At 68.5% G+C, this 18,865-nt stretch carries 23 protein-coding genes; 14 read left to right on the top strand and 9 right to left on the bottom strand.

Going from position 1 to position 18,865, the window contains the following annotated elements; translation table 11 throughout:
* Positions 1-8: 8 nt before the first annotated feature.
* Entirely contained in the window at positions 9-782 is a 774-nt protein-coding gene (locus EV192_RS30075) for an enoyl-CoA hydratase-related protein (RefSeq protein ID WP_132121291.1), read from the top strand.
* Between the two features lie 30 nt (positions 783-812).
* Positions 813-2,429, top strand: a complete 1,617-nt coding sequence (locus EV192_RS30070; protein WP_132121289.1) for an ABC-F family ATP-binding cassette domain-containing protein — start codon at positions 813-815, stop codon at positions 2,427-2,429.
* On the opposite strand, the gene EV192_RS30065 is transcribed toward EV192_RS30070, so the two are convergent.
* The 3 genes from EV192_RS30065 to EV192_RS30055 are packed head-to-tail and all read right to left on the bottom strand — an operon-like array spanning position 2,426 to position 3,936.
* Positions 2,426-2,989 carry a class I SAM-dependent methyltransferase gene (locus tag EV192_RS30065; protein ID WP_132121287.1) on the bottom strand — a complete coding sequence of 188 codons (564 nt, stop codon included), beginning with the start codon at positions 2,987-2,989 and terminating at the stop codon, positions 2,426-2,428. The genes EV192_RS30070 and EV192_RS30065 overlap by 4 nt on opposite strands.
* A 53-nt stretch (positions 2,990-3,042) precedes the next feature.
* Positions 3,043-3,591 (bottom strand): NUDIX domain-containing protein, encoded by a 549-nt coding sequence (locus tag EV192_RS30060; protein WP_132121285.1) that lies wholly within the window; start codon positions 3,589-3,591, stop codon positions 3,043-3,045.
* 12 nt (positions 3,592-3,603) lie between these two features.
* Entirely contained in the window at positions 3,604-3,936 is a 333-nt protein-coding gene (locus EV192_RS30055; RefSeq protein ID WP_132121283.1) for a DUF4352 domain-containing protein, read from the bottom strand.
* Positions 3,937-4,076: 140 nt separating this feature from the next.
* Between EV192_RS30055 and nucS the strand changes: the two genes are divergently transcribed.
* Genes nucS through EV192_RS30015 form a run of 8 tightly spaced genes read left to right on the top strand, consistent with a single transcriptional unit; the run spans position 4,077 to position 11,018 of the window.
* Complete coding sequence (nucS, locus tag EV192_RS30050; protein ID WP_132121281.1) at positions 4,077-4,736, top strand: endonuclease NucS; 660 nt, start codon at positions 4,077-4,079, stop codon at positions 4,734-4,736.
* Between the two features lie 55 nt (positions 4,737-4,791).
* Positions 4,792-6,489: a sodium:solute symporter family protein gene (locus tag EV192_RS30045; protein ID WP_243727144.1), complete on the top strand. Its 1,698-nt coding sequence runs from the start codon at positions 4,792-4,794 to the stop codon at positions 6,487-6,489.
* Positions 6,490-6,495: 6 nt separating this feature from the next.
* Positions 6,496-6,720 (top strand): hypothetical protein, encoded by a 225-nt coding sequence (locus EV192_RS30040; protein ID WP_132121279.1) that lies wholly within the window; start codon positions 6,496-6,498, stop codon positions 6,718-6,720.
* A gap of 46 nt (positions 6,721-6,766) precedes the next feature.
* Entirely contained in the window at positions 6,767-7,720 is a 954-nt protein-coding gene (locus EV192_RS30035) for a hypothetical protein (protein WP_132121277.1), read from the top strand.
* 55 nt (positions 7,721-7,775) lie between these two features.
* Complete coding sequence (dhaK, locus tag EV192_RS30030) at positions 7,776-8,777, top strand: dihydroxyacetone kinase subunit DhaK (RefSeq protein ID WP_132121275.1); 1,002 nt, start codon at positions 7,776-7,778, stop codon at positions 8,775-8,777.
* On the top strand, positions 8,777-9,394 hold the full coding sequence (dhaL, locus tag EV192_RS30025) for a dihydroxyacetone kinase subunit DhaL (protein WP_132121273.1): 618 nt from the start codon (positions 8,777-8,779) through the stop codon (positions 9,392-9,394). The genes dhaK and dhaL overlap by 1 nt, the downstream gene beginning before the upstream one ends.
* Complete coding sequence (gene dhaM / locus EV192_RS30020) at positions 9,391-10,062, top strand: dihydroxyacetone kinase phosphoryl donor subunit DhaM (RefSeq protein ID WP_243727143.1); 672 nt, start codon at positions 9,391-9,393, stop codon at positions 10,060-10,062. The genes dhaL and dhaM overlap by 4 nt, the downstream gene beginning before the upstream one ends.
* Before the next feature lie 44 nt (positions 10,063-10,106).
* Positions 10,107-11,018 (top strand): hypothetical protein, encoded by a 912-nt coding sequence (locus EV192_RS30015; RefSeq protein ID WP_132121271.1) that lies wholly within the window; start codon positions 10,107-10,109, stop codon positions 11,016-11,018.
* Position 11,019: 1 nt separating this feature from the next.
* On the opposite strand, the gene EV192_RS30010 is transcribed toward EV192_RS30015, so the two are convergent.
* Positions 11,020-11,778 carry a GntR family transcriptional regulator gene (locus EV192_RS30010; RefSeq protein WP_132121269.1) on the bottom strand — a complete coding sequence of 253 codons (759 nt, stop codon included), beginning with the start codon at positions 11,776-11,778 and terminating at the stop codon, positions 11,020-11,022.
* Between the two features lie 730 nt (positions 11,779-12,508).
* On the opposite strand from EV192_RS30010, the gene EV192_RS30000 reads away from it, so the two are divergent.
* Positions 12,509-14,284, top strand: a complete 1,776-nt coding sequence (locus EV192_RS30000) for a 3-hydroxyacyl-CoA dehydrogenase family protein (RefSeq protein ID WP_132121265.1) — start codon at positions 12,509-12,511, stop codon at positions 14,282-14,284.
* Positions 14,285-14,306: 22 nt separating this feature from the next.
* Positions 14,307-14,903, top strand: a complete 597-nt coding sequence (locus EV192_RS29995) for a DUF3558 family protein (protein WP_132121263.1) — start codon at positions 14,307-14,309, stop codon at positions 14,901-14,903.
* A 10-nt stretch (positions 14,904-14,913) separates the two neighbouring features.
* Here EV192_RS29995 and EV192_RS29990 read toward each other — a convergent pair whose 3' ends face one another.
* The gene (locus EV192_RS29990) at positions 14,914-15,861 is read right to left on the bottom strand and encodes a transglutaminase-like domain-containing protein (RefSeq protein ID WP_207926272.1); all 948 of its coding nucleotides are present in this window, start codon (positions 15,859-15,861) and stop codon (positions 14,914-14,916) included.
* Positions 15,862-16,116: 255 nt separating this feature from the next.
* Between EV192_RS29990 and EV192_RS54115 the strand changes: the two genes are divergently transcribed.
* Positions 16,117-16,275, top strand: a complete 159-nt coding sequence (locus EV192_RS54115) for a DUF6307 family protein (protein WP_165960669.1) — start codon at positions 16,117-16,119, stop codon at positions 16,273-16,275.
* Positions 16,276-16,294: 19 nt separating this feature from the next.
* Here EV192_RS54115 and EV192_RS29985 read toward each other — a convergent pair whose 3' ends face one another.
* Together EV192_RS29985 and EV192_RS29980 are read right to left on the bottom strand one after the other, a co-directional pair.
* Entirely contained in the window at positions 16,295-16,948 is a 654-nt protein-coding gene (locus EV192_RS29985; protein ID WP_132121261.1) for a hypothetical protein, read from the bottom strand.
* Complete coding sequence (locus EV192_RS29980) at positions 16,926-17,120, bottom strand: FmdB family zinc ribbon protein (RefSeq protein WP_132121259.1); 195 nt, start codon at positions 17,118-17,120, stop codon at positions 16,926-16,928. Before EV192_RS29980 ends, EV192_RS29985 begins: the two co-directional genes overlap by 23 nt.
* Positions 17,121-17,143: 23 nt before the next feature.
* Here EV192_RS29980 and EV192_RS29975 point away from each other — a divergent pair, with 23 nt between their 5' ends.
* On the top strand, positions 17,144-17,422 hold the full coding sequence (locus EV192_RS29975) for a hypothetical protein (RefSeq protein WP_165960668.1): 279 nt from the start codon (positions 17,144-17,146) through the stop codon (positions 17,420-17,422).
* On the opposite strand, the gene EV192_RS29970 is transcribed toward EV192_RS29975, so the two are convergent.
* Both EV192_RS29970 and EV192_RS29965 read right to left on the bottom strand, forming a co-directional pair.
* The gene (locus tag EV192_RS29970; RefSeq protein WP_132121255.1) at positions 17,403-18,380 is read right to left on the bottom strand and encodes an adenylate/guanylate cyclase domain-containing protein; all 978 of its coding nucleotides are present in this window, start codon (positions 18,378-18,380) and stop codon (positions 17,403-17,405) included. The genes EV192_RS29975 and EV192_RS29970 overlap by 20 nt on opposite strands.
* Positions 18,377-18,829, bottom strand: coding sequence for a universal stress protein (locus EV192_RS29965; protein ID WP_132121253.1), 453 nt, complete (start codon positions 18,827-18,829; stop codon positions 18,377-18,379). Before EV192_RS29965 ends, EV192_RS29970 begins: the two co-directional genes overlap by 4 nt.
* Positions 18,830-18,865 lie beyond the last annotated feature (36 nt).

Here is an 18,865-nt window from a genome sequence, read left to right as displayed (position 1 = left end):
GTCGAGGCATGACCGACTACCAGCACATCCTGGTCAAGACCGAGGGCGATGTCGTCCGGATCACGATGAACCGCGCCGCCCGGCGCAACTCGTTGTCAGCGGACCACCTGGCCGAGCTGCTCGACGCGTTCCAGCGAACCGGCGCGACGGACGCGACCGGGATCGTGCTGGCCGGTGCCGGTCCGGTGTTCTCCGCCGGCCACGACTTCGCGGACGTGGCCGCGCGTGACCTCTTGGGGGTGCGTTCGCTCCTCCAGTTGTGCACGGAACTGATGCGGACCATCCAGTCGGTGCCGCAGGTGGTCGTCGCCCGGGTACATGGCCTGGCCACCGCGGCGGGGTGTCAGCTGGTGGCCACGTGTGACCTCGCGGTCGCGGCCGCCTCGGCCGGGTTCGCCCTGCCGGGCGGCAAGGGCGGCTGGTTCTGTCACACCCCGGCCGTCCCGGTGGCGCGGAACATCGGCCGCAAACGCCTGATGGAGATGGTCCTGACCGGGGACGTGATCACCGCGGACACCGCGCTGGACTGGGGGCTGGTGAACCAGGTCGTCCCGGACGACACGCTGGACGAGGCGGTGGACGCCCTGCTGGCCAGGGCGACGCGCGGCAGCCGGGCCAGCAAGGCGATCGGCAAGCAGACCGTGTACGCCCAGCTGGACCGGCCCGAGGCGGACGCCTACGGGATCGCGCTCGAAGTCATGGCCGCGGCGTCCCAGCTGGCCGGGGCGCGCGAAGGAATGGCGGCGTTCCTGGAGAAGCGCCACCCGGTCTGGTCGGATTGACCTACGTGGCTCGGGGCACAATGTCCGACGATGAGTGCGACCCTGGTTGTGAAGGACCTTGCTGCCGGGCACGGGGACCGTGTCCTGTTCAGCGGGCTTGATCTGGTCGTCGCCCCCGGGGACGTGGTGGGCCTGGTCGGGGCGAACGGCGCCGGCAAGTCGACCTTGCTGCGGACGCTGGCCGGGCTGGTGCCGGCCGAGCAGGGGACGGTGCGGCTGAGCCCGGCTTCGGCCACGGTCGGGTACCTGCCGCAGGAGCCGGAGCGGCGGCCCGGCGAGACCGTCCGGGAGTTCCTGGGCAGGCGGACCGGCGTGACCGAGGCGCAGCGGTTGATGGACACGGCCGCGGCGGCGCTCGGTGACGGCCAGGAGTTGGCGGACGAGTACGCCGACCGGCTGGAGCGGTGGCTCGCCCTCGGCGGCGCCGACCTGGCGGAACGTGTCGACGAGACGGTCGAGGACCCGGACCGGCTGATGACGGCCCTGTCCGGCGGGCAGGCGGCCCGGGTGGGGATGGCGTCGCTGCTGCTGAGCAGGTACGACATCTTCCTGCTCGACGAGCCCACCAACGACCTCGACCTGGACGGCCTGGAGCGGCTGGAGAAGTTCGTCACCGAGCTGCGCGCGGGCACGGTCGTGGTCAGTCACGACCGTGAGTTCCTCGCCAGGACCGTCACCAGGGTCGTCGAACTCGACCTGGCACAGCAACAGATCCGCGGTTACGGCGGTGGCTACGAGGCGTATCTCGCCGAACGTGAGGTCGCCCGCAGGCATGCGCGTGAGCAGTACGACGAATACGCCGACACGGTCGCGAATCTCCAGACACGCGCGCGGACGCAACGGGCGTGGATGGACAAGGGCGTCAAGAACGCGCGACGCAAGGCCACGGACAACGACAAGACCGGTCGCAAGTTCCGCGCCGACCAGAGCGAGAAGCAGGCGGCCAAGGTCCGGCAGACCGAAAGGCTCATCGAACGCCTTGACGTCGTCGATGAACCGCGCAAGGAGTGGGAACTCCAGATGACGATCGCCGCCGCGCCGCGGTCAGGCACGGTGGTGGCGACGTTGAACGGCGCCGTCGTTCGCCGGGGACCGTTCACGCTTGGGCCGGTCGACCTGCGGATCGACTGGGCCGAACGGGTCGCGATCACCGGCGCGAACGGTGCGGGCAAGTCCACGCTGCTGGCCGCGCTGCTGGGCCGCGTCCCGCTGGACGAGGGCACCGGATCGTTGGGGCCGGGGGTGGTCGTCGGCGAGGTCGACCAGGCGCGGGGCCTGTTCGACGGCGAGGCGACCGTGCTGGACAGCTTCAACGCGGCCGTGCCGGACTGGACACCCGCGGATGTCCGCACCTTGCTGGCCAAGTTCGGGCTCAGGGCCGCGCACGTCCTGCGCCAGACCCGAACGCTGTCCCCTGGGGAACGCACCCGGGCCGCGTTGGCCCTGCTGCAGGCCAGAGGTGTGAACCTGCTGGTGTTGGACGAGCCCACGAACCATCTCGACCTGCCCGCGATCGAGCAGCTGGAAAGCGCGCTGGCGTCGTACAACGGCACGCTGCTGCTCGTCACCCACGACCGGCGCATGCTCGACGTCGTGGCCACCGACCGGCACCTCGAAGTGGTCGGCGGGCGGGTTAACGATCGTTAAGGCTTGCGGGCGCGGAACCTGAACCGGCCGACCGCTGGCGTCACCTCGATGTCCGTGAAACCCGCCGCCCGCAAGCGGTCCGGCAACGTCTTCGGGTCCACGACGACCATCGTGTCGAACAGGTGCACCACCCGGAACCGGAGGCTGACCCGGCTGTCCATCCCGGCGAACACCCCGCCCGGCCGCAGCACCCGGCACGTCTCGGCGAACAACCGGTCCTGCTCGGCCGGCGACGGCACGTGATGCAGCATCGTGAAGCACGTGACCGAGTCGAAGGCGTTGTCCGGCAACGGAAGGTGCGCGCCGTCGCCCTCGATCACGGTCACGTCCGGGAACTGCGCGTCGAGCCGGCGCGCGGACGCCGGATCGACCTCCACAATGGTCAGTTTCGGCACCATCCCGACCAGAACCCGGGTGGTGGCACCGAATCCCGGTCCGATCTCCAGCGAGTCGGCGCCCAGGTCCACGTCCCGCAAGGTCCACGGGATCATGTACTCCCGCACCGCCCGGCCCCAACTGTCCGAGCTGCAGATCCTGCGGTGGATCATGTTCATCGGCATACCGCCGAAGCTAACCAGCCGAACCGATGGCGGCCAGCCGCCAGCAGGACAGCCTATGTCGCGATTCGGCCAGATGTGCGTTCGAACAACAACAGCAGGGTGTACGCGGCGATGGACTGGGAGTCGGTGACCTCGTGCCGGTGCACCATGGTCTCGAACTTCGCCCGGTCCACCCACATGGTCCGCATGTCCTGCTCCTCGTGCTCCCGCTCGTGCGGGCCCTCGGTCAGGTCGGTCGCCAGGTACACGTGCCCGCGCTGGCTGCAGAAGCCGGGCGCCACGTCCAGCACGCCAAGGTCCAGCATGTGCCCGGCACGCAGGCCGGTCTCCTCCCGCAGTTCGCGGGCGGCCAGGTCGAGCGGGTCGACCTCGGCCCGGTCCGGCGCGGTGCCCTGCGGGAACTCCCAGCGCCGCAGGCCCAGCGGGTAACGGAACTGCTCGACCATGTGCAGTCGGTCGTGGTGCAACGGGATGATCAGGGCGTAGTTCGGCTTGTCCACCACGCCGTAGATGCCCGGGGAGCCGTCCTGCCGCCGGATCCGGTCCTCGCGGACGGTCATCCAGCTGTTCTGGTACACCTGACTGCTGTCGATGGTCTGCATAGGGAGATCGTGTCAGGCCGGCCCGACGAACACCGCCTTGTCGTGGTCGAACTCGGGCTGGAAGGTCAGCTGCATCTCACCCTTCTCGGCCGGCACGGAGTACGACGCCGCGTACGAGTACGTCTTGCCCGGCAGGACCGTCGCGGTGTCCAGGCCGACCCCCTTGCAGTCGCCGGACGAGTCGTAGATGGTCTCCGCCTTGGTGCCCGCGAACTGCGCGTCCCCGGCGAACGTGAGCGTGGTCGTGTCGAACGGCTTGGCGGTGCCGTTCACCACGGTGACCGTGAACTTCACGGCCCGTTTGACGTTCTCCGGCTGCGCGAACTCACCCGGTTTGCACGCCACCGGCGCCGCAACCTCGACGGCGAGCCCATCGGACCAGGTGTACCGCTTGCCCCACGTGGGCTCTCCTCGTTCGGATACCGCGCGCAATCGTCGGCGGCGGCGCCACACGCTCTGTGCACGCGCTGGCGTACCCTGCCCCGGTGCGTCTCGTGATTGCTCGCTGCCAGGTCGACTACGTAGGACGGCTCACCGCGCATCTGCCCATGGCGTTGCGGTTGCTGATGGTCAAAGCGGACGGTTCGGTGCTGGTGCACTCGGACGGCGGTTCGTACAAGCCGTTGAACTGGATGAGTCCACCGTGCTGGCTCACTGAGGAACCCGGTGTCTGGACGGTCCAGAACAAGGCCGGCGAGAAGCTGATCATCACCATCGAGGACATCAAGCACGACGCCAGCCACGAGCTCGGCGTCGACCCCGGCCTGATCAAGGACGGCGTCGAGGCCCACCTGCAGGAACTGCTCGCCGAACACGTGGTCACCCTGGGCGACGGCTGGACCCTGGTGCGCCGCGAGTTCCCGACCGCGATCGGCCCGGTCGACCTGATGTGCCGGGACAACGAGGGGACCTCGGTCGCGGTGGAGATCAAGCGCCGCGGCGAGATCGACGGGGTGGAACAGCTCACCCGGTACCTGGAGCTGCTCAACCGGGATCCGCTGCTCGCCCCGGTCCGTGGCGTCTTCGCGGCGCAGCAGATCAAACCGCAGGCCAGGACCCTGGCCGAGGACCGCGGCATCCGCTGCGTGGTGCTGGACTACGACGGTCTGCGCGGCATGGAATCGGACGAGTTCAGGTTGTTCTGACATGTGAACGCTGTGTCGTCATGCGGACACCGAGCGTAGGAACTAGGTTGGCCGGGTGGTGTTGGCTGACGCGAACCTCCGACTTGACGCCCAGCCCGTTGACTACGTGCTGCTCGGTGTCTACTTCCTGATCGTGCTGGGGATCGGTGTGCTGGCGCGCCGGTCGGTGTCCAGCAGCCTGGACTTCTTCCTGTCCGGGCGGTCCCTGCCGGCGTGGGTGACCGGGCTGGCGTTCGTCTCGGCGAACCTCGGCGCGGTCGAGGTGTTCGGGATGACGGCCAACGGCGCCCAGTTCGGCATCCCGACCGTGCACTACTACTGGATCGGCGCGATCCCGGCCATGGTGTTCCTCGGGATCGTGATGATGCCGTTCTACTACGGCTCCAAGGTGCGCAGCGTGCCGGAGTTCCTGCGGCGGCGGTTCGGGCCGGCGGCGCACCTGGTGAACGGGATCAGCTTCGCGCTGGCCCAGGTCCTGATCTCCGGGATCAACCTGTTCGCGCTCGGGTCCGTGGTGAACGTGCTGCTCGGCTGGCCGCTCTGGGTGTCCATTGTGGTCTCGGCGGCCGTGGTGCTGGCGTACACCACGCTCGGTGGGCTGTCCGCGGCCATCTACAACGAGGTGCTGCAGTTCTTCGTGATCATGGCCATGCTGGTGCCGCTCACCATCGTCGGGCTGCACCGGATCGGCGGCTGGCAGGGCCTGGTCGACCGGATCGCTGACAGGGCGCAGCTGAACTCGTGGCCGGGCAGCAACCTGACCGGCATCGGCAACGCCACGCTGTCCGTGCTCGGCATCGTGTTCGGTCTCGGGTTCGTGCTCAGCTTCGGGTACTGGACGACGAACTTCGCCGAAGTCCAACGAGGACTCAGTGCGCGCAGCATGTCCGCGGCTCGGCGTACCCCGCTGATCGGCGCGTACCCGAAGTTGCTGCTGCCGCTGGTGATCGTGATCCCGGGCATGATCGCCGCGGTCCTGTCGCCCGAGCTGGCGAGCGCGAAGCAGGCTCTCGCGGCCGACCCGCATGCCACCACTGGCGTCCAGTTCAACGACGCCATCAAGCTGCTCATCCGGGACGTGTTGCCGAACGGCATGCTCGGCGTCGCGATCACCGGCCTGGCCGCGTCGTTCATGGCCGGCATGGCCGCCAACGTGAGTGCCTTCAACACCGTCTTCACCTACGACATCTGGCAGACGTACGTGAAGAAGGACAAACCGGACGGCTACTACCTGCGGTTCGGCCGGCTGATCACGATCGTGGGCGTGGTGGTCGCGATCGGCACCGCGTTCATCGCCGCGGGCTACGAGAACATCATGACGTACCTGCAGACCCTGTTCTCGTTCTTCAACGCGCCGCTGTTCGCGACCTTCATCCTCGGCCTGTTCTGGAAGCGGATGACCCCCGCGGCCGGCTGGTCCGGCCTGGTCGCGGGCACGCTGTCCGCGCTGACCGTGTTCGTCCTGTCCAACTCGGGCGCGGTCACCTGGTTCGGCGACCCGGACAGCCAGGGCCCGAGCTTCGTCGGCGCCGGCGTGGCGTTCGTGGTGGACATCGTGGTGAGCGTGATCGTGTCCAAGGCCACCCGGCCGAAACCGGACGAGGACCTCAAGGGTCTGGTGTGGTCGCTCACCCCCAAGGAAAGCCGCCGCCACTCGACCGACGGCCAGGACGGCGGCTGGTACCGCAAGCCCGCCGTGCTCGCGGCCGGCGCGCTGGTGCTGACCCTGGCACTCAACATCATCTTCTGGTGAGGGAGCATGGGACGTCTTTTCGATCTTCGCTGGATCATCGCCATCCTGTTCGGCATCTACGGCGTGGTCCTGCTGGTGCTGGGCATCGGGTTCGAGACCGACGCGGACCGCGTGAAGACCGGCGGGCTCAACGTCAACCTGTGGGTCGGCATCGCCATGCTCGCCCTCGCCGCGTTCTTCGCGATCTGGGCCGCGGTCCGTCCGGTGACAGTGCCCGACGAGGCGAAATGAGGAGTTCGGTGCACGCGGCGGCGCGCGGGTCGCTACCGTGCACGCTGTGTCTCGTCGTCTCATCACCGCTGCCGCCCTGATGTGCGCGTTCGCCCTGGCCGGCTGCGCCGGACAGGTCGACCTGTCCAAATCGGTCTCGAACCGCACCACGGTCAAGGCCGGCGGCGGTTTCGGGGACGACGCGCTGCGTCAGATCGAACCGTGCGGCCTGCTGAACAAGGACGTGGTGGCCGCGGTCGGCAAGGCGTCCAACGACACGGCGTCGCGGACCGGCTACTCGGAATGCTCGCTGTACGTCACCGACACCACCGGCAAGGTCAAGATCGGACTGGGTGTCAAGGTCGGCGAGAGCCTGTTCGACGCGCCGAAACAGACCAACAAGCAGATCAACGGCCTGGTCATCGTCGAGAGCCGGACGTCGTCGGGCTGCTCGGAGAGCGCGGTCACCGGCCGGGACCCGGACCGCGGCGTCACCGTGTCGGCCACCGCCGACAGCGGCGACACCTGCGACTGGGCCGGCAAGGCGATCAACGCCGTGATCAACCTGATGGCGACCAACCCGCCGAAGTACCCGGCCACCCCCGGCAGCCTGGTCACCCGGGACCCGTGTGCCGACCTGGACGACAAGACCGCCGCCGGCATCCTCGGCAAGGCCGCGGTGAAGTCCGCCTACGGCATCAGGTCCTGCTCGTACACCCCCGGCTCGTCCGGCGTGACGATCACCGTCAGCTACGACATCGCCAGCGACCCGTACACGCTGAACTCGTCCAGCAAACCGGTCAAAGTGGACCTGACCGACAAGGTCAAGGGCGCGGCCCAGTGGAAGGACAGCATCTCCGACAACAAGTGCGACATCGGGTGGGCGCAGCGGCAGTTGAACGGCGGCAAAGGCGAGAACGTCGAGGTGTCGTTCGAGCGGAGCCAGCCCGTCGCGGGCGAGGATGTGTGCGCGGTGGCCAAGACGGCGGCCGTGGCCGTCGCGGGCAAGGTGTCGGCTTGATCGGCGGACGCGCGGTCGGGTAGGAAGGCACGAGCCCCAACGCCCGGAGGTCGCCGTGAAGAAGATCATCAACGATCCGTCGACCGTGGTCGGGGAGTCACTGCGTGGCCTGGCCGCGGCCCATGCCGACATCCTCAAGGTCCGCACCGAACCTGCCGTCGTCTACCGCGCGGACGCGCCTGTGCCGGACAAGGTCGCGGTGATCTCCGGCGGCGGCTCCGGGCACGAGCCCATGCACGGCGGGTTCGTCGGCCTCGGCATGCTCGACGCCGCGTGCCCGGGAGCGGTGTTCACCTCGCCAACACCCGACCAGGTGCAGGCCGCGATCGAGCACGTGCACGGCGGCGCGGGTGTGCTGCTGATCGTCAAGAACTACACCGGTGACGTGCTGAACTTCGAGACAGCGGCGGAGTTCGCCGAGATGTCCGACGTCGCGGTGCGGACAGTGGTCATCGACGACGACGTGGCGGTGAAGGACTCGCTGTACACCGCCGGCCGCCGGGGTGTCGGCGGGACGGTGTTGCTGGAGAAGATCCTCGGCGGCGCCGCTGAGGGCGGCTACCGGCTGGACGAACTCGAGGCGTTGGCGCGGCGCGTGATCTCGTCGGTGCGGTCGATGGGTGTCGCGCTGACCGCGTGCACGGTCCCGCACGTCGGTGAGCCCAGTTTCGTGCTCGGTGACGACGAGATCGAGATCGGCATCGGCATCCACGGCGAACCCGGCCGCAGGCGCGTCCCGCACATGCCCGCCGACCAGCTGGTCCGGGCCCTGCTCGAGCCGATCCTGGACGACCTGCCGTTCGGGTCGGGCGACCGGGTGGTGCTGTTCACCAACTCGATGGGCGGCACGCCGCTGGTCGAGCTGTACCTCGCGCACGGCATCGCCGAGCGGCTGCTGGAGGAGCGTGGCATCGTGGTCGAGCGGCGCCTGGTGGGGCCGTACGTGACCAGTCTGGAGATGCAGGGGATGAGCCTGACGGTGTTGAAGGTGGACGACGAGATGCTGCGATGGTGGGACGCGCCTGTGCGTACAGCGGCGTTGCGGTGGGGCGCCTGATGTCCTGCACTGTCGACGGGGTCGTGTCGGCGCTGCGTTCGGTGGTGGCGGTCGTCGACGAGCACCGGGACGAACTGGTCACTTTGGACCGGGAGATCGGGGACGGCGACCACGGCGAGAACCTCAAGCGCGGCTTCACCGCCGTGCTGTCCAAATTGGACAACCCAGGGGAGACACCGGCCGCGGTGCTGAAGCTGGTGGCCAGCACGTTGATCTCGACCGTCGGCGGGGCAGCCGGGCCGCTCTACGGAACGGCGTTCCTGCGGGCGTCGTCAGCCCTCGGCCAGACGCCGGAGTTGACCCCGGAGTCCATTGTGGTCGCGTTGCAGGCCGCGCTGGACGGCGTGGTGGCGCGCGGCAAGGCGGCCGTCGGGGACAAGACCATGGTCGACGCGCTGACGCCGGCGGTCGAGGCGGCTCAAGCTGCCTCAGGCTCTGTCGCCGAGGTGCTTTCGGCGGCGGCCGACGCCGCGGATCAAGGCTCGCGGGACACGATTCCGTTGGTGGCGCGGAAAGGCCGTGCGTCGTACCTCGGTGAGCGCAGCGCCGGTCACATGGATCCGGGCGCGCGTTCGACCGCGTTGCTGCTGCGGGCGTTCGCGGACGCAGCATCGTGAGTCTCGTCGGTCTGGTTCTCGTTTCGCACAGCTCCAAACTGGCGGATGGCCTCGCCGAACTGGCCGGGCAGATGGCGCCGGACGTGCGGATCCTGCCGGCCGGCGGGTTGCCGGACGGCACGCTCGGCACCGACTTCGACGCCGTGTCCACCGCGCTGGACCGGGCCGAGTCGGGCGCCGGCGTCCTCCTGCTGTACGACCTGGGCAGCGCGAAGATGACCGCTGACCTGGCCGTGGAGATGCTCGGTGACCCGAACCGGTGTGCCGTGGTCGACGCGCCGTTTGTGGAGGGAGCCGTCGCGGCCGCTGTGGCCGCGCAGGGCGGCGGGGACCTCGACGCGGTGCTGGCCGCAGCGGCTTCGGCGGGGTCGTCACCCGACGCGGACGTGATGCCCGAGCCGACCGGACCCGGCACGGAATTCATTCTGACCAACACCGTTGGCCTGCACGCACGGCCGGCCGCGCTGCTTGCCCGGAGCGTCGCGGAGCTGGACGCCAAGGTCACCGTACGATTCGGCGAGAGGCAGGCGAACGCGGCCAGTGTGCTCGACCTGATGGGTTTGGGCGCGCGCGGCGGCGACCGGGTCACGGTCTCCGCCATCGGTCCGGACGCCGAGGAGGCGCTGCGGCGGGTAGGTGAGCTGGTCGCCCGCGGCTTTGACGAGTGAGGGCGGGCGGGATGCGGCGATGCCGTGCTGCGTTAGGTACCGCTGTGTTCGTTACCGCCTTGCTCCTGTTATCCGGCTGCACCAGCCAGGTCTCCGGCGCGCCGGCGGCCACCCGGCCGGGGCCGGGCAGCGCGGCCGAACTGCTCGGCGACGCCGGCACAGTGGACAGTTGCAGCCTGCTGGACCCGACGTCGCTCGACCAGTTCGGCACGGCCCAACCCCAGCCCCAGGAGTCCTATGACTACTGCTGGCTGCGGTTGCCGATGTCAGACGCCCAGGTCGCGGTCCGGTTCGGCCTGCTGGAACGGGTGCGTTCGCTCGACGACGTGCCGGCCAGGCAGATCGAGCTGGTCGGCCCCTTGCGGATCCTCGAAGCGAGTCCGGTCCCCGACCGCTGCGCCCGCTACATCTTCTTCATTGACAACATCACCCTCGCCGTGTCCGCGGACACGGCGGACAGCCCGAACACCACTGTCTCCTCGCTGTGCTCGGTAACCGAAAAAGCCACGCACACGATCGCCCAGAACATCGTGGCGAAGAAAATCGAGCACCACGCGTACCCACCCAGCTCTTTCGGCCCCCTGGACGCCTGCAAAGCGGTGGTGACCACCCTCGGCCAGATCCCCGGCCTGGCCGCGGCGGAAACAACGGCCTACCCAGCTCACCACCAGTGCCGCTGGGGCACCGCGACCGTCCCCTCGCTCACCCTGCGTTACGTACTGAGCGCCCCCTCCGCCGCCGCCAACGTCCACCACGAGACCATCGCCGGCCGCACCAGCGGTGTGTACACCGTAGACATCAACGGCCCGACCCTGTGCGTGGCCGAAGTGGCGGGAATCGGCCGCGAACTCGCCCAGGTCATCGTCCGAACAGCCCCCGGCACCACGGCCACCGCCTGCGCCGCCGCCCGGATCGTGGCCGGCGAGGTCTGGAGCAAGCTGCCCGTCACCTCATGATCTATTCCGCAGGCAACCGATAGTGCAGTTCGTACCTGTTGGCGGCAAGCACCATGTCGTTCATCTCGACTGGACGATCAGCCGTGTACGCGACGCGAGTCACCGCGATCACCGGAATCGCTTCCGGCAACTGGAGTTGAGCCTGCTCTTCGACACTGGGCATGCGCGCCGAGACGGTCTCGTCGAAGTGGACGAGGACGTGGCCGGCCTGCTCGAGTCGTGCGTAAGCGCCGCCAGGTCCTGTCTCGATCTCCTCCAAGGCCGTTCCGAGCGTGACATCGCGTGGCAGACGAGAGACCGCCAGCTGGACCACCAACCCGTTCGCGCTCATCACTCGGTCGCGTACAAGGACTTCATTGCCGGGCTCGATCTCCAACAGTCGCGCTACGCGTTCGTCAGCAGTCTCGACTCGAACCCGGACTGACACACTGGGCGTGAATCCAGCGGCGTCCGCGTCACCGAGGAAGGCACCCTTGTTCAGACTGCGGGCAGCTCGCGTAAGCCGATTCCGGGACAGACGAACGACCTGGCCTGGCGTCCGCACAAATGCGCCACGACCGTGCTCGACATCGACGAGGCCGCGCATCCGCAACAGCTTGACCGCTTCGCGGACCATCGGACGAGAGATACCGAACAGATCGACGAGTTCGCGCTCGGAGGGAAGCGGCGCGCCCGGAGCCAGCTCGCCCGTCGAGATCTGGGCCGCGAGTTGGTCGGCCACCTGCCGATAGGCGGGCACTCCACTGGTCCGATCGACCACGCGACCTCCTCCTGCGGCTGGTCAAGACATGTTGACATCTTGACCAGAGGCTACTCGCTGTTAATCCGATCGGGTTGTGACCCCAACTGGTATTGACCAGTTGAGCCTCTCTACTTACAGTCATAACTGGTCAAGACGTCTTAACCAGCTGGAGGCGGCGTGTCGAGTTCGACCTGGTCCCAATCGGTCAGCTGTCGCGATGCCGCGGATCGACCACGAGACATCAAGGTCCGCCTGGGCGCTGGCCACGACATCGTGGTGGTGGTGCCGCCTGGTGAAGTCGCACGCCTCAACCGAGACGAGTCCAAGCTCCTGCGCGCCGCGCTTGCTGATGCCGAACGCGAACACCAGCGCCGGCGGCTGTCGTGACCGCATTCCTGAGCTGGTACCTGCCAGCAATTCTGGGAGCGCTCGCCGCGCTGGCACTGTTGACCTTGTACCTGCTCCTAGTCTTGGTGCGGAAACGGCTGCGCGTCAGGCCCGGTCACCGGAGACCGCGCTCGGCCAAGAGCGGTCCGACCACCGCGGAGATCAGGCGGTTGCGCCATGAGCGTTGACCAGGGCTCTCCTCATCCATTCAGGGCCGCTGGTCGGAACATTCGAGTGAATCAGACGCGCTGCGAGGAATCCGAGGGTCGGTGACCTGGGTCACTGAGGTGTACTTCACGTGCACGGATGGCGCTCGGCGGGCATCGTGGTTACCCGACGGTAGCTCGGCCGGGAGGTTCCAGTGGCGCGTGAGTTCAGCACAGTTGGTGTGGTCGGCCTGGGGATTCAGGGGGCCGGGGTGGCCGAGGTGTTCGCGCGGGCCGGGGTGGCCGTTGTGGGTGTGGAGGTGGACCTGGACGCGCTGGAGCGGGGCCGGGCGCTCGTCGAGCACTCCACTGAGCGGGCCGTGGCCGGTGGGAAGTTGACTGAGGTGGAGCGCGACCAGTTGCTCGGCCGGATCACGTACACCGCTCGGCTCGCCGACCTGGCGGACTGCGACCTGGTGGTGGAGGCGGTCACCGAGAACCTGGAGCTGAAGGCCGGGGTGTTCGCCGAGGTGGACCGGATCACGCCGCCGGACACCGTGTTGGCGACCAACACGTCCTCGTTGTCGGTCACCGAGATCGGGGTGCACACCGGCCGGCCGGAGCGGGTGATCGGGATGCACTTCTTCAATCCCGCGCCGGTGCTCAAGTTGGTGGAGGTGGTGCGGACGGTCGTCACCGAGCCGGATGTCATCACCGACGTCGAGAACCTGCTGCGCCGGATCGGGAAGACACCGCTGGTGATCGGCGACCGCGCCGGGTTCCTGGCGAACTCCCTGCTGTTCAGCTATCTCAACCACGCGGTGCTCATGTACGAGCAGCGGTACGCCACCCGCGAGGACCTGGACGCGGCGATGAAGTACGGCTGTGGGTATCCGATGGGGCCGTTGGCGTTGCTCGACCTGATCGGACTGGACATCGCGTCCGAAATCCTTGACACGATGTACAAACAGTCCCGGGACCGGCTGCACGCGCCCGCGCCCCTGCTCAAGCAGATGATCACCGCGGGCATGCTGGGCCGGAAGACCGGGCGTGGCTTCTACACCTATCAGGAGCCTGGTTCCCCGGTTGTCGTGCCGGACGTGCTTACGCCACAAGGGAAGGCCGAGGAGGCGTTGACCAGGGAGGTGCAGCGGGTCGGGGTGATCGGCACCGGCACGATGGCCACCGGCATCGTGGAGGTGTTCGCCAAGAAGGGTTTCGACGTCGTGCTGCGGGCCCGTAGCACGGACAAGGCGTCGGCCGCGGTCGGCAAGGTCCGCAAGTCGCTGGACCGGGCGGTGGCCAAGGGCCGGCTCACCGAAGCGGCCCGGGACGAGACGCTTGGCCGGATCACCCCCGCGGTCGAGTTCGAGGAACTGGCCGACTGCGACCTGGTGATCGAGGCCGTCGCCGAGGACCTGGCCGTGAAACGGGCCGTGTTCGGCGCGCTGGACGAGGTCTGCAAGCCGGGCACGGTTCTCGCCACCACCACGTCGTCCCTGCCGGTGATCGAGTGCGCGGCGGCCACGAGCCGGCCCGGCGACGTGATCGGCCTGCACTTCTTCAACCCGGCCCCGGTGATGAAGCTGGTGGAAGTGGTGAACACGATCGCCACCGACGCGGACGTCGTCGCCACCGCGCACGCCATCTGCGCCAAGGTCGGGAAGCATCCCGTGCACTGCAGCGACCGCGCGGGCTTCATCGTCAACGCGCTGTTGTTCCCGTACCTCAACGACGCGGTGAAGATGGTCGCCGGCCACTACGCGACCGGCGACGACATCGACACCGCCATGAAAGCCGCCTGCGGCCTGCCGATGGGTCCCTTCGAACTGCTGGACGTGGTCGGCCTGGACGTCTCCCTGGCGATCGAACGCACGTTGTACAACGAGTTCCGCGAGCCCGGGTTCGCGCCGTCCCCGCTGATGGAACACCTTGTCACCGCGGGCCGCCTTGGCCGGAAGACCGGAAAGGGGTTCCGGGACTACACATAGGGCGAAGCGGTACCTTGACCCGGTGCGACGAACGTGGATGGCGGCCGGGCTGACGCTGGTCAGCGTGCTGACCGCGGCCTGTGGCCAGAAGATCGGCGGTGTCGCGACCGCCGACCCACAAGCGGTGGTCAACACCAGCACCTCGGAGACCGCGAGTCCGCCCACGTCCAACCCGCTGGACGGGCCGCCCGCGTCGGGCACGCCCGCGATGGAACAGAAGCTCTGCAAACTGCTCACGTTCGACGACCTGCCGTTCAAGAACCAGGGCGCGAACGTGACCGAGCCGAAGAGCGACGTCAACATCAGCACGGACTTCGACCAGTCCTGCCGCTGGACGTACCAACTGGCCCAGCAGGGCCTGAAAGTCGGCGTCCAGCTCTACTACCGGAAAACCCAGAGCCTGGCGGTCAAGAACCCCAACGGCACCTACACCGTTGCCGGCCGTCCAGTCCTCTACCAACAGGCGGACGACACCTCGTGCGTCCTGTCCTTGAAATACGCGGACGGCAACGTGGGAATCGGCGTCATCGACGCCTCCAAACTCTTCGGCCCCCAGTGCGAAGTGGGCAAACACGTCGCCGAAGCGATTATCGGCCGAGAGCCGCAAACGCTTTCGTGACCCTGCCCGGTCAGCCTGGCCGGTCGCATTCCTCCGCGATGACCCGCATCGCCTCCAGGTGCGGACCGCCGAATGTGGTGGCCATCGCGACGTCGGCGGCGTCCCGGCCGCGGCCGACGGGCACCCGTCCCTTGCGGTGGCTGTTGTTGCGGGGATCAACGGTCCACCAGCGCCCGGCCAGCCAGACCTCCATCCAGGCCGCGAAGTCCATCGGCGCCGGATCCGGGTGAACGTCCATGTCGGGCAGGTACCCGAACACATAGCGGGCGGGGATGTTCAACGCCCGGCAGAACGAGATCGCCAGATGGGTGAAGTCCCGGCAGACGCCGAACCCCGAAGCGTTGACGTCCACCGCGGTGGACATCGCGGTGGAACTGCCGTACCTGAAGGTCAGGTGGTCATGCACGTACGAACAGATCTGCCGCACGCGACCGTAGCCAGGGGCGGCCGAGCCGAACCGGGACCACGCCTCGTCGCCAAGCGCGTCCGGCAGGCAGTACCTGCTCGGCAGGGTGTAGAGCAGCAGGCGGTCCGGCAGTTCGTCCGGCCGCACCTCGGCCGCCTCAAGGGGTACCTCGTCGGCCACGTCCGGCACCTCGGCGAACGCCTGGTAACGCAGGCTTGACCGGCCGGCCGGCAGCACCACCCGCACGCACTGGTTGCCGTAAAGGTCGCGGTACCGGCGCATCGGCATTTCGGGCTGCGCCGACCACTGTTCGCCGGCCGCGCGCACGTCGCCGCCGTCGCTCGGCCGCACCAGGAACACTGTCGGCGTCTCGATTTCGGCCCGGTAGTCGAAGGCGCACCCGATCCGCAGCCACCTGTTCCGCGCGGTCATCGCCGCGGAGCTTGGGACGTCGTCATCGGTGGCGGCAAGCCGCGCCTGGGGGTGTCGTGCCTGTTCGGCGTACCGGGCGAGGGCAGCGGCGCGGGCGAATCTGCTTCGCTCATAGGTCATCGACGTACCCTGCGGTGGGTGTCGCCGAAAACGATGCGGGCTCGGCCGCTCACATGCGAAATACCTTCGGCATATTCGACAGTACACTCCGCCGGTCATGATCGGTCGGTTCACGGCGTACAGTCAGTACTACCGAGGGTACGTCGAGTGCCGGTGGTCAAGCCGGCGCCGCCTTGGGCGCACACAAGCGGCCGACCAAGCCGGGTGGTGTGCTGAAGTCCGCGTCCAGTTCGGACACGGCAGCAAGGAGATCCCATGACCGCCACGGTCAAGTACGTGTCCCGTTACGACCAACGCGTCAATCTGGTCCAAGGCGCACTGAAGACGAACTCGAAACTGAGCGACAAAGCCGCGCACGAACTCGCGGAGCACGTGCTGGAGGCATTGGACCATATGCCGGAAAAGGTGCGCTGAGGTCGGAAGTCCGTAGTTGTCAAGGCAGGTACGGCTGGAAATGAGCGGACAGAATGTCGGCCACGCCTTCGGCGTCGACGGATCCGTCCACTTCGATCACGCGCATCCCGTACTGGTGCGCGGCTCGGGCCGCGTCCGTGGCCACCAGGCGGTCGCGGGCGATCCTGTTGCGCTGGGCGCGTTCCGGGTCGCTGACCTGATGGGTCGTCCGGGCCGCACGGGGTAGCGCGCGCAGTTGACGTTGCCGGAACTCCTCCGTGGGCACCATGACCACCATCTGCCTGGGTTCGGCGACCAGCGGTGCGACGAGTTCGGGACGCAGGCCCCAGCCTTCGGCGATGATCGGATGGGGTGACACCAGGGCACGCAGGTCGTCCAGGGCCCACTCGAACCGTTCGGGGAAGCCGCCAAGGGTGGCCACGGCCATGTCCGCCGGGGTGGTGTTCACCCAGACGTCCTCGGGATCGGGCGCAGACTGTCCAGTGTGGACTCGACGGGCGATGCGGCGGTCGTTGTGGCCGCGGGCGTCGTGGTAGTCGTAGTGGTACGCCGTGAGTCCGTGGCGCATGGCCAGGATGCGGGCGACAGTGGACTTCCCGGCCCACTGGCCGCCGCCGATCCACAGTGCCTTGCGCAGCGTCCCGAACGGGTCAGCGGCAGCATCCTCCGCCACAGCAACCTCCCGTGGGCGCCGGCGCGCCGCCGGACAGGCCGGCCATGGACAGCAGCTTCACCGTGTCGCTGTGGCCCGAGGGGCAGCTCGCCGGCGCCCCGGACTCGCTCATCGGGCGATTTACCTCGAAGGTGTCACTGCAGTCGCGGCACTTGAACTCATAGGTGGGCACGTCTGCCAAATATAGTGATGGTCGTGCCCCGCCGAAACCGTGCCAAGCGCGAGGAGTTGCGTCCGCACAGTACGGCCGGGTACCAGCGCGGCGAGTCAGGGCCGGACGGAGACTGGTATGTCCGGTCCGTCACCGGGTCGACGAAGGTGTACCGGTGTCCCGGATGCGATCACGAGATCCAGGCGGGTGTGCCGCATGTCGTGGCGTGGCAGGCGGACGGCACGGTCGACGACCGGCGGCACTGGCACCGGGCGTGTTGGGACGCGCGGCTGCGACGCGGGCCTACTTCACGCCGTTGGTAGCGCGCCGCAGCACGGACGGCTTGAGGCGGTGGAACCCGCGCACCGACACCGGTCGGCGGTGCCGGATGGCGTAGTGCGGGTCGTCCTGCAACGCGGCGGCCAGTTCCGCGTCGACGAGCACGGCGCCCGGGTTGCAGATGGAGGTGAGCCGGCTCGCTATGTTGACCGTCGACCCGTACACGTCGCCGAACCGGCTCAACACCCGTCCGTAGGCCAGACCGGCGCGCAGCGACGGCAGGCCCTCCGCCGCCTCGGCGAGCTCCACCAGGGTCAGCGCGATCTCCGCGCCCTGCTGTGGGTCGTCGGCGACGAACAGGACCTCGTCGCCGAGCATCTTCACGACCCGGCCGTGGTGCTCGGCGACCGCCTTGGTCACCGTGGTCTCGAACTCCTCCAGGACGTTCGCCAGCTCGGTCTCGCTGGACCGGCGGGTCAGGCTGGTGTAGCCGACCATGTCCGCGAAGCCCACGACCTCGTTGGTGGTGTCCAGGTCCTCGTCGGGCGCGGCGAGCGCGCGGCCGGCGTACGCGGCGAGCTGCCGGCGCCACGCGAAGTTGTGCAGCCGCTCCAGGTCCGGGATGAGCTGGTCGATGAACCGGGTGAAGCCGCGCTCGTCGGCGAGCAGCTCGGGCTGCCCGGCGACGAGTTCGCGCAGCACGTAGATCTCCATCTCGGCGATCCGGGAGATGTGCTGGCCGAGCACCCTGGCGATCGAGTTCTGCGCGCTGACGTCGTACAACCCGAGTTCGGTCAGCTCCTTCACCAGCCGCAGCGCCTGGACGTCGTTGTCGGTGAAGACCACCTCGTCGTCGGCCACGCTCGCGAACCCCAGGGAGCGCCACAGGTCCGTGGCCCGTTCCCGCGGCATGCCGGCCAGCTCGGAGACCTGCTCCCGGGTGTACTTCCGCCGGCCGCCGAGCAGCACCCGCTCGATCCGCGCCTGGAGGGACTCGCTCACGTCGTGTGGACGATGAGCACGTCGACACCGGACTTGCGGGCCACCTCGGCCGGTACCGACCCGAGCAGCCGGCCGGCCAGCGTGTTCAGCCCCCGGTTGCCGACCACGAGCAGGTCGGCGGACCGGTCGCCGACCAGGTTCGTCAACGTCGGCACCGGGTCGCCCACGACGATCACGGTGTCGATCTTCGTCGCGCCCGCCCGCGCCGCCCGTTCCGACGCGGTCCGTACGGTGTCCTCGGCCGGCGCGGAACCCACGACCTGGTACGCGACATCACTGCCAAGCTCGTCCTGCGCGTGTTCGACCTCGCGCTGGCTCGCCGGCTGGTAGGCGCACGCGATCACTAGCGTCGCGTCGCTGTCCGCGGCGACCGCGGCGGCTTTGTCCACCGCTCGGTACGACGAGTCCGAGCCGTCCGTGCCGACGACAATGGTGCGGTAGGCAGCCATCAGGAACCCCTCCTCGGCGAGCTACTGCGGGTAACT

It is taken from the genome of Actinocrispum wychmicini, from assembly GCF_004345645.1.
In the GTDB taxonomy this organism is placed as follows: Bacteria; Actinomycetota; Actinomycetes; order Mycobacteriales; family Pseudonocardiaceae; genus Kibdelosporangium; species Kibdelosporangium wychmicini.
The sequence above is the reverse complement of the archived record's forward strand: the minus strand, read 5'-3'. Positions and strand labels throughout refer to the sequence as shown.

What these genes read in the sequence shown, in the direction of transcription:
- EV192_RS30075 (WP_132121291.1), top strand. Translation starts at nt 9, where the DNA reads ATGACCGACTACCAGCACATCCTGGTCAAGACCGAGGGCGATGTCGTC.
- EV192_RS30070 (WP_132121289.1), top strand. Translation starts at nt 813, where the DNA reads ATGAGTGCGACCCTGGTTGTGAAGGACCTTGCTGCCGGGCACGGGGAC.
- EV192_RS30065 (WP_132121287.1), bottom strand. Translation starts at nt 2,989, where the DNA reads ATGCCGATGAACATGATCCACCGCAGGATCTGCAGCTCGGACAGTTGG.
- EV192_RS30060 (WP_132121285.1), bottom strand. Translation starts at nt 3,591, where the DNA reads ATGCAGACCATCGACAGCAGTCAGGTGTACCAGAACAGCTGGATGACC.
- EV192_RS30040 (WP_132121279.1), top strand. Translation starts at nt 6,496, where the DNA reads ATGGGACGTCTTTTCGATCTTCGCTGGATCATCGCCATCCTGTTCGGC.
- dhaL (WP_132121273.1), top strand. Translation starts at nt 8,777, where the DNA reads ATGTCCTGCACTGTCGACGGGGTCGTGTCGGCGCTGCGTTCGGTGGTG.
- EV192_RS29990 (WP_207926272.1), bottom strand. Translation starts at nt 15,861, where the DNA reads ATGACCTATGAGCGAAGCAGATTCGCCCGCGCCGCTGCCCTCGCCCGG.
- EV192_RS54115 (WP_165960669.1), top strand. Translation starts at nt 16,117, where the DNA reads ATGACCGCCACGGTCAAGTACGTGTCCCGTTACGACCAACGCGTCAAT.
- EV192_RS29965 (WP_132121253.1), bottom strand. Translation starts at nt 18,829, where the DNA reads ATGGCTGCCTACCGCACCATTGTCGTCGGCACGGACGGCTCGGACTCG.